13 protein-coding genes are annotated in these 13,054 nt (G+C 48.6%); 4 read left to right on the forward strand and 9 right to left on the reverse strand.

The features are described 5' to 3' along the window. Position 1 precedes the first annotated feature (1 nt). The 3 genes from ruvA to OU814_RS19945 all read left to right on the forward strand — a co-directional run bounded on the left by ruvA (position 2) and on the right by OU814_RS19945 (position 2,324). Entirely contained in the window at positions 2 to 628 is a 627-nt protein-coding gene (gene ruvA / locus OU814_RS19935; protein WP_017286980.1) for a Holliday junction branch migration protein RuvA, read from the forward strand. A gap of 97 nt (positions 629 to 725) precedes the next feature. Continuing rightward, positions 726 to 1,103, forward strand: a complete 378-nt coding sequence (locus OU814_RS19940; protein ID WP_268241889.1) for a hypothetical protein — start codon at positions 726 to 728, stop codon at positions 1,101 to 1,103. A gap of 366 nt (positions 1,104 to 1,469) precedes the next feature. Next, positions 1,470 to 2,324 (forward strand): universal stress protein, encoded by an 855-nt coding sequence (locus OU814_RS19945; protein WP_017286982.1) that lies wholly within the window; start codon positions 1,470 to 1,472, stop codon positions 2,322 to 2,324. Here OU814_RS19945 and OU814_RS19950 read toward each other — a convergent pair. The 6 genes from OU814_RS19950 to OU814_RS19975 all read right to left on the reverse strand — a co-directional run bounded on the left by OU814_RS19950 (position 2,321) and on the right by OU814_RS19975 (position 8,175). Beyond that, entirely contained in the window at positions 2,321 to 3,874 is a 1,554-nt protein-coding gene (locus OU814_RS19950; RefSeq protein ID WP_017286983.1) for a serine/threonine protein kinase, read from the reverse strand. The genes OU814_RS19945 and OU814_RS19950 overlap by 4 nt on opposite strands. 86 nt (positions 3,875 to 3,960) lie before the next feature. Next, positions 3,961 to 4,419, reverse strand: a complete 459-nt coding sequence (locus OU814_RS19955; RefSeq protein WP_071596146.1) for a hypothetical protein — start codon at positions 4,417 to 4,419, stop codon at positions 3,961 to 3,963. Positions 4,420 to 4,463: 44 nt separating this feature from the next. Next, positions 4,464 to 5,579: an anhydro-N-acetylmuramic acid kinase gene (locus OU814_RS19960; protein WP_268241890.1), complete on the reverse strand. Its 1,116-nt coding sequence runs from the start codon at positions 5,577 to 5,579 to the stop codon at positions 4,464 to 4,466. 4 nt (positions 5,580 to 5,583) lie between these two features. After that, positions 5,584 to 6,396: a type I methionyl aminopeptidase gene (map, locus tag OU814_RS19965; RefSeq protein WP_017286986.1), complete on the reverse strand. Its 813-nt coding sequence runs from the start codon at positions 6,394 to 6,396 to the stop codon at positions 5,584 to 5,586. Positions 6,397 to 6,443: 47 nt separating this feature from the next. Then, the gene (locus tag OU814_RS19970; RefSeq protein ID WP_017286987.1) at positions 6,444 to 7,973 is read right to left on the reverse strand and encodes a hypothetical protein; all 1,530 of its coding nucleotides are present in this window, start codon (positions 7,971 to 7,973) and stop codon (positions 6,444 to 6,446) included. Positions 7,974 to 8,034: 61 nt separating this feature from the next. Further along, entirely contained in the window at positions 8,035 to 8,175 is a 141-nt protein-coding gene (locus tag OU814_RS19975) for a hypothetical protein (protein ID WP_268241891.1), read from the reverse strand. A 109-nt stretch (positions 8,176 to 8,284) separates the two neighbouring features. Here OU814_RS19975 and eno point away from each other — a divergent pair, with 109 nt between their 5' ends. Next, a complete protein-coding gene (gene eno, locus OU814_RS19980; protein WP_017286988.1) occupies positions 8,285 to 9,580 on the forward strand; it encodes a phosphopyruvate hydratase in 1,296 nt (431 codons plus the stop codon). A gap of 115 nt (positions 9,581 to 9,695) precedes the next feature. Here eno and mnmE read toward each other — a convergent pair whose 3' ends face one another. From mnmE to OU814_RS19995, 3 genes are read right to left on the reverse strand one after another with little or no spacing between them, the layout of a single operon-like run. Beyond that, positions 9,696 to 11,054, reverse strand: coding sequence for a tRNA uridine-5-carboxymethylaminomethyl(34) synthesis GTPase MnmE (gene mnmE / locus OU814_RS19985; RefSeq protein WP_268241892.1), 1,359 nt, complete (start codon positions 11,052 to 11,054; stop codon positions 9,696 to 9,698). Continuing rightward, positions 11,051 to 11,617 carry a GNAT family N-acetyltransferase gene (locus OU814_RS19990; protein ID WP_017286990.1) on the reverse strand — a complete coding sequence of 189 codons (567 nt, stop codon included), beginning with the start codon at positions 11,615 to 11,617 and terminating at the stop codon, positions 11,051 to 11,053. The genes mnmE and OU814_RS19990 overlap by 4 nt, the downstream gene beginning before the upstream one ends. A 6-nt stretch (positions 11,618 to 11,623) precedes the next feature. Further along, the gene (locus OU814_RS19995; protein ID WP_326498321.1) at positions 11,624 to 13,030 is read right to left on the reverse strand and encodes a protein adenylyltransferase SelO; all 1,407 of its coding nucleotides are present in this window, start codon (positions 13,028 to 13,030) and stop codon (positions 11,624 to 11,626) included. Positions 13,031 to 13,054 lie beyond the last annotated feature (24 nt).

Here is a 13,054-nt window from a genome sequence, read left to right on the forward strand (position 1 = left end):
TATGATTGGCTATCTTAAAGGTACGATCGCTGCAATTCAAAAAACCAACACTAATCGCGTCACCTTGACGTTAGAGGTGAATCAAATCGGGTATGACATTCAAGTTGTACCGCGATTGATTCAATCTCTACCAGGTCAAGGTGAAGAGGCGCAGATTTTTACGCATTTGAATGTGCGAGAAGATCAGGTGACGTTGTTTGGGTTTGGCTCAGCAGCAGAGCGGGATCTATTTCGGCAATTGGTGAGCGTCAGCGGGATTGGACCCCAGTTAGCTGTTGCGTTGCTCGATACTCTGGGATTGCAGGACTTGGTGCAAGCGATCGTGTCGGGCAATACGCGCTTGCTTTCTCGAACGCCAGGAGTGGGAGCGAAAACAGCCGAGCGGATTGCGTTGGAGCTAAAAACGAAGCTATCCGAATGGCGACAACAATCGGGAATTGTCGTGACTCCGGGTGCAGGACCTGCGGCGAATATTCTCGAAGATGTAGAAATGACGCTACTCGCGCTCGGCTATACCGATCAAGAAATTTCACAGGCGTTGCAAGCAGTTGGGCAGAATACAGCCTTGTCGAAATCAGCAGATACCGAAGCTTGGATTCGACAAGCGATCGCTTGGTTGAGTCAATGATTACATCCTGAGATATTCTAAGCTCTATCGGTCGAGCGATTTGAGCCACAGCGCAAACCAGGTACAACAAGATGAAATTACATATGGAGTGTATCCTATGAAACTAAACTATGTTGTGAAAGCGTTGATGAGTTTTGCTTTGGCTGCGGCGATGATTTTTGCGAGTCCTGCGTTCTCGATCGCGGCTCCGATGAATGCAGAGAATACCGTTCACTCGAAAGTGAGTGAAGATACGGCAAATACCAAAAACTTTGTGCGTGGAGCACGTGAGACCGTCAAAGATGCAGCGAGAAGCAATGCATCGAAGGTTTCTGATGCCACCGATGGCGGCTTCTTTGCGAAGAAAGCTCGAAAAGATGCAGCTCGGATCGAGAAGCGTGCAAACGAGGATGCATCTCGGACTCAGAAAGCGATCGATAACACCAAACAGGCTGTTGATAAGGCAGTGAGTGGCGTTAAAAACGCGCTTGACTAAGCCGGACAGGACGACGATCGGATAGCAATATCCGCTCATCGCAGTCGTTCGGTTCAGTTCGCTAAATCCCCTAATTTAGCGAGCTTTGAAGATACAGAATCCCCTCAATCTTGTGAACACAGATCTGAGGGGATTTTGCATATTATCGTTTGCAACATGCGATCTTGACTTCTCAAAGTGCTCCACCCTCAAGAATTGCAAGACCATTCCAAGCCATCCTAATTCAAACGAATTCACATCATTCTGTGAAGTGGAAAGATGTCGCACTCAGTAGGAACAGGCAAGACACAACAGAAATCACCGAAACCTTGTCGGATTGCGTCCAATGTTGCACAGTAAAAGCAACACCGCGATCGTTCACTCCCTATGTTTCACAGAATTCTCATTTGCACAGATTTGACAGACGGTCTTCAGCGCCTCGTGCGGTTCGTACCGCAGCTTGCACAGGGCGGAATACAACAAATTACCTTTCTGCACAGTGTGCCTATTGCGGCAGATCCGGGTATGCCAAAACCGGATGCAGCAAAAATTGAACGCGCACAGGCTCAACTTGCTCCTGCACTGGAGCACAATCTAACCGGGATTGACGTTCAAGTCGAAGTCGAAAGCGGGAAACCGATTGAGGTGATGCTTCGCGCAGTCAAAAAGCATCAATCAGATGTCATTTTGATGGGGACTCAAAGCCGCAATCTGCTCACAGAAAAGCTATTTGGCAGTACCACGGTAGAATTAGCTCAGCGATCTCCCATTCCCATCCTGGCAATTCGTCCGCAGTTGATCTCAGCCATGACTTCCGAAGAATTGAGCTTACGCTGTCAGCATCTGTTTCGAGAATTGCTCGTTCCATACGATGACAGCGATGCGTCCAAACATACGATCGCTGAAATTGCCAAACGCGCCAATGCTTCTCCTGCTTGTATGATTTGTCGCGTCCTTGAAAGTGGACACTATGAACTTTCAGCCGCAGAAGAACAGCAGATCTTGACTGAAACCTTAGAGCCTGCGAAAGCACAACTACAAGCAGCAGGACTACAAGCTGAAATTGAACTTCGTAAAGGGAATGCGCTGACTCAAATTCTACAAGCAGCCCAAGAAAACGATATTAGCGCGATCGCCTTGTCTTCTAATTTGAGCGATCATGCATTTGGCGCAATCCCAAGCTTTGCGGCTGAACTCCTGCGTCAAAGTATGCATCCAATCTTATTGTTTCCTGCTCCTTAAGGCAGCAGCGTTTTAATCTGCGAATCGCGGTTGGCTAACTCTGCAATGATTTTTGGCTTTGCTTTCTCAAATTCGGTTTTGAGCAACTCTTTACTCGTAGCAGCATTGCCAACCGATGCCCAAGTTTGACTCGCGAGCATCCATTCGAGCAACTGCGATCGCTGCATTGGTGTTGTCTGTAACGGCATCACGTAAGCACAGTGATGAGGATCTTCGATCGCAAAAAATAAGATGTAGTAGCTTTCTTTCTCGATCAGTAATCGCGTCAGTTTTTGCCCTTGCTCGGTCTTCAAATCCAGAAAACACTTGAGCCAGCGAGGATTGCCATCTTTATGCTGGAGTTGATTGTATAGCGCAGTGACCCACATGATGACTGGATGCGGGGATTGAATACACAAGAAGGTTTTGAAAAACTGATTGTAGAGCTTCCCAATTTGAATGTTCTCAATTTCTTGCTGCGATAACATCACCCAAAGCGTTGCAGAAGTCTCACGCTTGGTTTCGAGAATATGGGGAAAGACAATTTGCGCGATCGGTTTATTTTTAGGCCAAGTCGTTAACTGACAGGCTTCATCTGGCGAAAGACCGTTCGGATCTCTCGGCGGTGTCACAACAGGTCGCCGGAGCAGCGCTTCCCCGATGCGATGACTAATTTGACGAGTCGCATTGTAGCGTTGTTCTAACGGCTCCAACGCTTTGAGAATATCTTCGATCGTGTCAGGGCGGTCTTGTGGCAATTTTGCCAGACAACTCATCACCAAAGACTCCAATATCTTTGGCACTTTCGCTGAAGGACTGATCGCTTCAAAAGGCTCTGGAGCTTGAAAATGATGCGTTTTATACCAACCGCCAAAAGAATGCGTATCTGCTTTGAGCGGCATTTTCCCAGTCAGCATCTCGTAGAGCAGCACACCCAAACTATAAATGTCCGATCGCGCATCCAGTTCGCGCCCTTCCATTTGCTCCGGGGAGGAATATGCCAACGTGCCCATATAAGAACTCGTTTGGCTAGCATCACTTTGCAACAGCTTCGAGATGCCAAAATCTAAGATCTTAACGAGTTCCCCAAATCCTGGATCTTGAATGACGAGAATATTACTGGGCTTAATGTCGCGATGGATAATCGGATAAGTCGTGCCCTCGATCGTGATGCCTTGATGGGCGCATTGCAGCCCTGCGCAGATTTGGCGCGCTAGGCTTAAAAATCGCGGCAATGGTAAATTCTGCACCCCAATCACATCACTCAGACTATTGCCTTCTAGATATTCCATCACATAGTAAGGCACTTCTTGATCGTCCACGCCATAGTCCATGACTCGAACAATGTGCATACTTTTTGTACTTAACAAGGCACAGGTTCGAGCTTCGCTGCGGAAGCGATCGCGCATTTTGCGAGTCAGTAACGTCTGTGAAAGAAACTTCACAGCAACAATGACCCCGCCGAGCAGGACATCTTCTGCTTTGTATACTTGCCCCATCGCACCACGACCGATCAGTTGGATCAGTTGGTAGCGATTTGAGAGCAGTTGTCCAATTCTAGGGTCAGCCATGCAGGGAAGGGGAATCGATGAACAAGATGCTTTCAGTATGGACAGCTTCGATTTTGTAATAACTTTATGAAGCTACAATCTTGTACTTAAGTATTTTGTTCTGCCTGCCGCTCTAAGGTCGCTTCCATGGTGCTGTTCAGGTGATGTCCGGTGAGTGTCGTGCTTGAGAAATAATAGCGATCGTCGTTCAATCGATACAGAGTTTCAAAACTACTGCGGCGCTGTTGGCGATCGCTTAACACCCAATGCCGTTGCACAAGCGACTCCGGTGCAACCAAGCCTTCGCCTTCAACCCGTCCGAGTTGGCTATGCTGAAGCACGAATGTATAACGGCGATCGCCTGCACTCAAGCGTCCTCGATATTGCAACGTCACTTCATCACGATCGTGATAGGGGAAGGTGAGCTTCGTAATCATTGTGAACCAATCATCGCGGCTCCAGGCGATGAGAATTCTGCCTTTGACCGCGATCGGAAGTTCTTCGCGCTCCAGCCAGTTGCCTTGAAGCGTCCAACGTCCGGGTTGCATTAAAAACGTGTGGTTCACGGTAAGTTTTAGATCGGTGGCTCCACATGCTATCACGCCGCTTTCTATACTACGTGGTGAATTTCCCCTAGAAGAACAGATTTTGGTGCGCCTGTGACCTCCGGGAGATTACCAGGGATCTCGTGATATCGCCAATAGGCAAGCACAGCGAAGGCGATCGCTTCTTTAAAGTCGGCATTTAATCCCAGGTCGTCGGTCGTGCAAATGATGCTGTCAGGCAGTAAAAATTGCAGCCGCTGCTTTAAGTAAGTGTTGCGACTGCCTCCACCGCAGACGAGTACTCGATCGGGCAATTGCGGCAAAAATCTCTGATAGCTCTCGGCAATCGAGGCAGCGGTAAATTCGGTGAGGGTTGCTAGGATGTCGGCTTGAGTTAAGCCAGACGCGTCTGCAAGACACGCATCGAGATAAGCTGCACCAAAGTGTTCGCGCCCCGTAGATTTGGGCGGCGGTTGTTGGAAAAAGTCTTGTTGTAACCAGCGATCGACAAGTTCTAGATTTGGAGTGCCACGGGCAGCCCAAGCTCCATCGCGATCATACGTTTGCTCGGAAAATCGTTGAACTGCTAAATCGATCAACATATTGCCAGCCCCCGTATCCCATCCTCGAATCGGCAGGTCAGCTTTGAGCGGCGGCAGATAAGTGACATTGCCAATGCCGCCAATGTTTTGCACACAGCGATGCTCGATTGGATGTCTTAACAATGCAGCATCAATCGGCGGAACTAGCGGCGCGCCCTGACCCCCGATCGCGATATCTGCCGCCCGAAAGTTACTCACCGTCGCAATTTTGGTCTGATGGGCGATCACCTCCCCTCTGCCGATCTGCAAACTGTATCCGAGTTGAGCATTTGGCGGACGATGAAAGACCGTTTGACCATGTGAGCCAATCAGCACAGCCGGAGCTTGATTAGCTTGAATTTTCAGCGCGGCTTGGGCAAATTGGGTCGCGATCGCGTCGTCGAGTTCTGCAAGTTCCGCCAGCGACAACGGCGCACCTCCGCAGACTGCGAGAATGCGATCGCGCAGGTCTGCTGGATAGGGATAGGTTGCGCCTGCGATTAACGTCGCTTGCAGATCCTCGGTCGAGCCAGAAATATCAACAAGTGCCGCATCAATTCCATCGACGGACGTACCACTCATTAGCCCAATAACGCGCATGAGATTAGACCAAATTGCGATCGGTTAAGATTTCGTATCCGGTTTCTGTGACTAAAACCGTATGCTCGAATTGTGCAGACAGAGAACGATCTACCGTCACCGCTGTCCAGCGATCGGGCAGAATTCTCGTATTTTTGGAGCCTGCGTTGACAATTGGCTCGATCGCTAATGTCATGCCTGCTCTCAGCTTCACATTCGGCATTTGATAGGTTCTGAAATTGAACACCGACGGTTCTTCGTGCAGATTCCGCCCAACGCCGTGTCCCGTGAAGTCTTCCACGATTTTGAAGCCATTTTCTTCCACATAATCCTGGATTGCGCCCGCGAGTTCGAGCAAAAATGCCCCGGCGCGCACTTTTTCAATGCCTTTGTATAACGCCTGCTCAGCCACATGGATTAATTTAGCGGCATCTGGGGGAACGTCGCCAACGGCGATCGTAATGCAAGAATCGCCGTGAAATCCTTCAAAGAATGCGCCTGTATCGACTTTCAGCACATCTCCCTTGTGAATCACTTTCTTTTTATTGGGAATGCCGTGAACGACTTCGTGATTGATGCTGGAACAAATCGAAGCCGGGAACCCGTGATATCCCTTAAAGCTTGGAGTCGCCCCCATTTCGCGGATGCGTTTTTCTGCATGAGCATCTAAATCCCAAGTGGTCATTCCTGGCTGAACCATTTCTGAGATCTCTTTCAGCACGGTGGCAACGATGCGCCCAGATTGGCGCATGATTGCGATTTCTTCAGGAGATTTGAGTTCGATGCCCCGACGCTGTTTTTTCGAGGGTTGCGGAAGAAGATTGCTCAGAATGTTCATGTAAGGGCGCTTATTGAGAAATATCTGCTTTACTAACTTAGCTCAAACTACGGCAACCATCGCGGGTGCAGTCCAGCAAATGGTAATTCTTCTGGCTGCGTTTTAGCCGTTAGATCGTCTTTGAGCGGCAGGAGCCAGAGTCTACTGTTGGCGACTGCTTGTCCGCCTTCAGCTTTGGCACGATCGTCTGCTTGAGTTTGATCAAAAATTAAGGCTTTGCCGTCAGGTGCTAAATCAACTGTAGTTTCGCGCTGATTCGGCAGTAAGACCAGCGGGCGTAAGGTCTGTTCCATCGGTTTGCCTTCTCGCGCTGCTTTCAAGTCGATCGCGGCTAAGAACGGTTGTTCTTGAAAGGTTGTGCCTGGAAGAAGATTGGTCAGCAAACAGTACAAAAATTGATTGTTCGCATCAAATTCGGCACTGATAATCGATCCCGGAATTTTGAGAATTTCTTTTTGCACCCCTTGGGAAACGAGGAACATCGATCGCGTGTAGTCGGTGTTGAATTTCACCATGGCAGCAGCGCTTCCGTCCTGCGAAAAGCTGAGCACGGTTCCAAATTTGGGAAGAAAATCGAGCGGATTAGCTTGAGATTGTTCAGATTGGGGTTTGAGGGGCAAAATTGCCAATCCTTGTCCTTGAGCAACCGCGAGCGATCCTCCATCGGGTGTGATCAGAAAGTCGCCTCCAGTTTGGCGATTATCGATCGGTTGTGCAGGTTGCCCTTCTCGCAAAATCCACGCGCCTGCATCATTGGGATCACGACGGCTCAAGCGCTGAATGACAATCACGCTGCCATCTCGCGAAAGATCGAATTTCAGGTTTTGATAGTCTCGATTGTCTAGAACCTCGGTGATTTGTCCGACTTGAGTGGGAGAAGCGGATGCGGTGGAGGTTGAGGCACTGCCTAACTGCACCGGATCATTGATGTGAATCCCCGTTGTCACGGTGTAGAGTTTCTGTTCGGCAAGAGATTGCGGTGGATTCGTGCGTTCGATCGCGCTAAATAGAATTTTGTCATTGCCGGGATACGCTTTGAAATCCATCACAGTCAGGTTTTCCGGCGTGAGGACTTTTTTATCTTGCTGAGTCATGTTGTAGAGAATCAGCCGCCCAGTTTCATTGCCTTCTGCGCCGATAAACGCAAAACTGCGATCACGGCTCTTAAAGGTCTCGCGAAAGGGTTGGAGAATGCCGTTGCTTGAGCCTTCTTTACTAAAGCGATCGCGGGCACTTTCGAGTGAAATTGTGAATTCGGCTCCGTAAGGAGCAGGCTGATCGAAAGTGTACGCCATGCGTCGTCCTGCCCAACTGACTTTGCCTTTTAATTCGGGCTGGATGCGGAGATTTTTCTCAACGCTGGCATGATCCATCGGGCGACTAAAGGTGAGCAGGAAGGCGCGATCGTCTGCCCCAATTTGTTTTCCTTGCCAATTAAAATCACGTACTCTGGGTGCACTGCGATCGCCGCTCAGCAGCAGAATTCCGATCAAAAAGGCAGTGGCGAGCATCAGTGCGATCGCGACTCGATCGAGCGGTTGGGGAAACTTGCGGAGCGATTCACGAGACGTTTGCATAGGAAAATAAGATTGAAGATCTCCGAGCGTTATCTGATTCTACGCTACGCAATCCAGCTCTTTAGATCTGCAAACACAATAGAGAATCAGGATGAAAATCCTCTGGCGCAGTCAGGAAAATTTGACGATTGGATGACGCGATCGCAACGGGTGAGACGGGACTTTGGACTGTGCCTGTTCTCCCGACTTTTACGTAAGCCATAGACTTAAACATTCAAGACTATCAAGCCTATCGCCATAGCCTGTATTCTAAGCAAAGGCAAAAATCGATTTGCCTATTTTCTGCTCCCTCTTTATAAAGGTTGATCCCAATGATTGATGCACGAGACACTGCAATTGAATCCATCCGCGCTCGTGAGATTCTTGATTCTCGCGGTCGCCCGACGATCGAAGCTGAAGTTACCCTTGCCAATGGTGCCTATGGAATTGCACAAGTTCCAAGCGGTGCATCGACGGGAAGTTTTGAAGCGCATGAACTCCGTGACGATGATAAGAGTCGCTACGGTGGAAAAGGTGTGCTGAAAGCCGTTGAAAATGTTGAAAAAACGCTGGCTCCAAAATTGATTGGACTGGATGCGATTAATCAGGAATTGATCGATCGTACGATGATCGCGATCGATGGTTCTGCGAATAAGGCAAGTTTGGGCGCGAATGCGATCTTAGGCGTATCGTTGGCAACGGCGAAGGCTGGCGCAGATTCCTTGGGATTGCCGCTTTATCGGTATTTGGGCGGTCCGCTGTCGAATGTTTTGCCTGTGCCATTGATGAATGTGATTAATGGCGGCGCACATGCAGACAACAATGTGGATTTTCAGGAGTTCATGATTGTGCCAGTGGGAGCGGGAACGTTCCGAGAAGCGCTGAGATGGGGTGCAGAGGTTTTTGCTTCACTCAGCAAGGTGTTGCATGATAAAGGTTTGCTGACAGGCGTAGGCGATGAAGGCGGATTTGCGCCGAATTTAGAGTCGAATCAGGCGGCGCTTGATTTATTAATTCTGGCGATCGAGAAAGCGGGATATAAGCCGGGTGAACAAGTGGCGCTGGCGCTGGATGTGGCGGCGAGTGAGTTCTATAAAAATGGGCAATACACCTACGATGGAACGGCTCATGCACCAACGGAAATGGTGGATTATTTAGCGCAATTGGTCAGCAGCTATCCGATCGTGTCGATCGAAGATGGTTTACACGAAGATGATTGGCAGCATTGGCAATTGCTGACGGAGAAGATCGGCAGCAAGTGTCAGCTTGTAGGTGATGATTTGTTCGTGACGAATATCACGCGCTTGCAAAAAGGCATTGAGCAGAAAGCTGGCAACTCAATTCTGATTAAATTGAATCAGATCGGATCGTTGACCGAGACCTTGCAAGCGATCGATTTAGGCGCAAGAAATGGATTCCGCTCGATCATCAGCCATCGCTCCGGTGAGACGGAAGATACGACGATCGCAGATTTGGCAGTCGCGACCCGCGCAGGACAAATTAAAACCGGATCGCTCTGTCGCAGTGAGCGGGTAGCGAAATACAATCGCTTGCTGAGGATTGAGGATGAATTGGGCGATCGTGCGGTGTATGCCGGAACGATTGGTATGGCTCCGAGTTATCAGTAACCCGGCAACAATCAATCTGATAGGGGGATAAAGGGATAGGGAGCAATCTGAGTCTAGGTTCTCCCCACTCCCCACTCCCCACTTCGCAACGCAACCAAAACGCAGCCAGTTCAACTCATTTACCAATGCAGAATCGACTAAAGATCCGATCGAGCACTGATTCTGTAACATCCTCACCTAAAATTTCGCCCAAGGCTTGAATGGCGCTGCGTAAATCGATCGTCCAAAAATCTAAGGGCAACTGATTCGAGATCGTCACTTGCACCTGTTGCAATGCCAGTTTTGCGCGAGTCAGTGCTGCTGCTTGACGTTGATTAATCGCCAAATCCATATTTGCGGCTTGAATTTGTCCCGATTGAACGGTGTCTAAAATCGCAGTTTCGAGTGCGTCAATGCCTTGGTTTTGAGCCGCAGCCGTTTTCACAATTTGTAGGGCTGAAGGTAGGGCTGAAGTCGGTTCAGCTAGATCGATTTTGTTAATGACAAGAATCAAAGGTCGATCGCGGACTCGATCGTAAATTTCGCGATCGAGTTCGGTAAATCCGGCTTGAGCATCGATCGTGAACAGAACCAAATCCGCAGATTCAGCGGCTAAACGCGATCGCTCAACGCCAATTTTTTCGACTTGATCCTCAGTCTCACGAATCCCTGCCGTATCTAAAACTTGAATCGGAATTCCACCCACAACCAATTGAGATTCGACCACATCGCGCGTTGTGCCAGGAAGATCCGTGACAATGGCGCGATCGCAGCGACTCCAGGCATTGAGTAAGCTCGATTTTCCAACATTCGGACGACCGACGATCGCAACTTTCAGCCCCGTTCTCAGCAGTTCTCCGCGATCAGCAGTGTCTAAGATACGAGTGACATCAGCTAAGACTTGATCAAACTGCGATCGAATCAGATCTTCATCCAAGGGTGGCAAATCATCCTCAAAATCGATCCGCGCTTCGACTTCTGCCAAAATATCGAGACAAGTAGCACGCAAGTGGCGAATGGGATGCGCGAGTTTACCTTGTAATCCAGCGAGTGCTGTTTGCGCGGCTTGCGGCGATCGCGCTCCGACTAGGTCTGAAATACTTTCCGCTTGAGTCAGATCAATTCGTCCATTCAAAAACGCTCTGAGTGTAAATTCTCCAGGTTGCGCCAGTCTCGCGCCTTGCTCGATGCAGAGTTGCAGAACTTGCTGGACTGCCATAATTCCACCGTGACAGTGCAATTCGATCACATCTTCGCGCGTGTACGATCGCGGAGCAAGCATCAGTAAAAGTAACGCTTCATCAATCAGATGATCGGTTTCAGGATGACGAATAAATCCATATAAAATTCGATGGCTTTCCCAAGTTTGCTGACCCGGCGCGTGGAAGAGATTTTTTGCGATCGCAACTGATTCCGATCCAGACAATCTGACAATGCCAACACTGCCTTGTTCTGGAACAATTGCAGTCGCGATCGCCGCAATAGTGTCACTCATCCCACTCTCCAATTTGGATTAATTAAGCTTGTGCGAATATGATCTTCCCATTTGCCATTGATTAGCAGGTAATCTCTGGAATATCCTTCGATCGTAAAACCTAATCGTCTTAAAACGCCTGCACTGCGGCGATTGTGGGGCATATAGTTGGCAGTAATTCGGTGCATATTCAAGTCATTAAAAACATAGCGAATCGCTGTTTCTAATGCCTCACTCATATAGCCATTGCGTTGTTCATTCTCAGCGAGGCTATAGCCCAAACTACACGAATAGCTAATGCCTTGAGTAATGTTCGTGAAATTGACAGCACCAATAACTTTTTTAGGATCATCTTTCTTAAACAGAAAGAGCCTGAGCGATCGATCATAGCCAAATTCGATCAGGCTTTTTTCGATCTGCTGTGCCCAAAAATCACGCGTGTAGAAATTTTTAGGACGAAAGGGTTCAAATGGCTCTAGAAAATCTCGATTCTCAGTATAGTAATTGACGATCGCAGTTGTGTCATTCTGCTGAAGCATCCGAACAATTAAGCGGGACGTTAAAAGAACTGGTGTTTGCAGCATAGACTTTCAATGGCGAATTCGAGTGAGTAAATCATAAAACGGTTGCCAGTTGTCGTCATCTGCAATCGGATTCCAAACTGCCTCAATCTCCGATCGAACTAAACCAAAGTCAGGATTGTAAGCTTTCAACCGCGCCGGAACTGCTTCAAGCTCAGGATGGCTCAAGGTATTTAAAGCCTGGCAATAACTCTGTCGCCAGTTTTCAAATAGGGTTGCTAACTCCGTGTTAGAAGTCTCACGTTGAGAGAAAATATTGCCTGCATCCTCGCTCCAACTGCGATCGAACTGTTGCGTAATCTGAGCAAAAAAATCGTGATAGTCGATTTGAGACGCTTGCAGAAATTGCACAGTTCGATAGACCAAATTTGCCGCTATCGATTGCTCTAGCTGATCAAATCCCAATCGATACAGTATTCTCTGCCGATAAGATGACTCATAGCGATCGACAAATTTCGACAATCCAGATTTCAGATCTCCAGCCGAAATCACTCGCTTTAATGGAGCCTGCAACATTTCCAAGTTCCAGTAGCAAATTTCAGGCTGGCTTGCATAGGCATAGCGCCCGTAGTAATCAAAATAAGCCGCAGTAAATCCCGGCTGATACGCTGGAATGAAAGCATAAGGACCATAATCAAAGCTTTCTCCAGTAATCGACATATTATCGGTATTCAAAACGGCGTGACAGAAGCCTGCCGCCATCCATTGCGCGACGAGATCAGCAACTTTTTCAACTAATTCTGCATAAAACAAAGCATAGCGATCGCGCTCATTGATCAAATGCGGATAGTAAATTTCAATCACATGATCAAGCAGAATCGCGATCAAATCTTTGCGGTTCAGTGCATCCAGGCGTTCAAATGTTCCGAAGCGAATATGCGATCGACTAAAGCGAATCATCACTGACGATCGAGTGGGAGAAGGTTCATCGCCTCGCCAAAGCCCTTCTCCTGTTTCAATCAGGCTCAAACAGCGCGAAGTTCTCACCTTCAATCGATGCAGCATTTCTGCTGCTAAAACTTCTCGCACGCCACCCTTGAGCGTCAATCGACCATCACCCCCACGCGAATAAGGCGTTGTCCCAGAGCCTTTTGTGCCAAAGTCATACAGTTCTCCATCATTTGCACGAACTTGCCCATAGAGAAAGCCGCGCCCATCGCCCAAGGCTGGATTATAAGTTCCAAACTGATACCCGTGATAGCGCATCGCCAGGAGGGGATCGCGCCCCTGAAATTTGCCAAACGCTTCGATGAAATGCTCATCCGTTACGGCATCTAAGCCCAACTGTGCCAAGATATCGTCGTTGCGAAATCTGAGAATATGTTGCGGAAAAGACGCGGCAGAAACGCGATCGGAAAAATCATCTCCTAAGCGCTCAAAGGCAGGCTCGTAGTTGAGTGCTAAGAGTGGGTTCACAAATTCGGTCATCAACTTGGATCG

This window comes from Leptolyngbya sp. GGD, assembly GCF_026735145.1.
In the GTDB taxonomy this organism is placed as follows: domain Bacteria; phylum Cyanobacteriota; class Cyanobacteriia; order Leptolyngbyales; family Leptolyngbyaceae; genus Leptolyngbya; species Leptolyngbya boryana.

Bases quoted from the DNA above. Each gene is read 5' to 3' on its own strand.
- eno (WP_017286988.1), top strand. From the start codon at position 8,285: ATGATTGATGCACGAGACACTGCAATTGAATCCATCCGCGCTCGTGAG.
- OU814_RS19950 (WP_017286983.1), bottom strand. From the start codon at position 3,874: ATGGCTGACCCTAGAATTGGACAACTGCTCTCAAATCGCTACCAACTG.
- OU814_RS19970 (WP_017286987.1), bottom strand. From the start codon at position 7,973: ATGCAAACGTCTCGTGAATCGCTCCGCAAGTTTCCCCAACCGCTCGAT.
- OU814_RS19960 (WP_268241890.1), bottom strand. From the start codon at position 5,579: ATGCGCGTTATTGGGCTAATGAGTGGTACGTCCGTCGATGGAATTGAT.
- OU814_RS19990 (WP_017286990.1), bottom strand. From the start codon at position 11,617: ATGCTGCAAACACCAGTTCTTTTAACGTCCCGCTTAATTGTTCGGATG.
- mnmE (WP_268241892.1), bottom strand. From the start codon at position 11,054: ATGAGTGACACTATTGCGGCGATCGCGACTGCAATTGTTCCAGAACAA.
- OU814_RS19945 (WP_017286982.1), top strand. From the start codon at position 1,470: ATGTTTCACAGAATTCTCATTTGCACAGATTTGACAGACGGTCTTCAG.
- OU814_RS19940 (WP_268241889.1), top strand. From the start codon at position 726: ATGAAACTAAACTATGTTGTGAAAGCGTTGATGAGTTTTGCTTTGGCT.
- OU814_RS19975 (WP_268241891.1), bottom strand. From the start codon at position 8,175: ATGGCTTACGTAAAAGTCGGGAGAACAGGCACAGTCCAAAGTCCCGTC.
- ruvA (WP_017286980.1), top strand. From the start codon at position 2: ATGATTGGCTATCTTAAAGGTACGATCGCTGCAATTCAAAAAACCAAC.
- map (WP_017286986.1), bottom strand. From the start codon at position 6,396: ATGAACATTCTGAGCAATCTTCTTCCGCAACCCTCGAAAAAACAGCGT.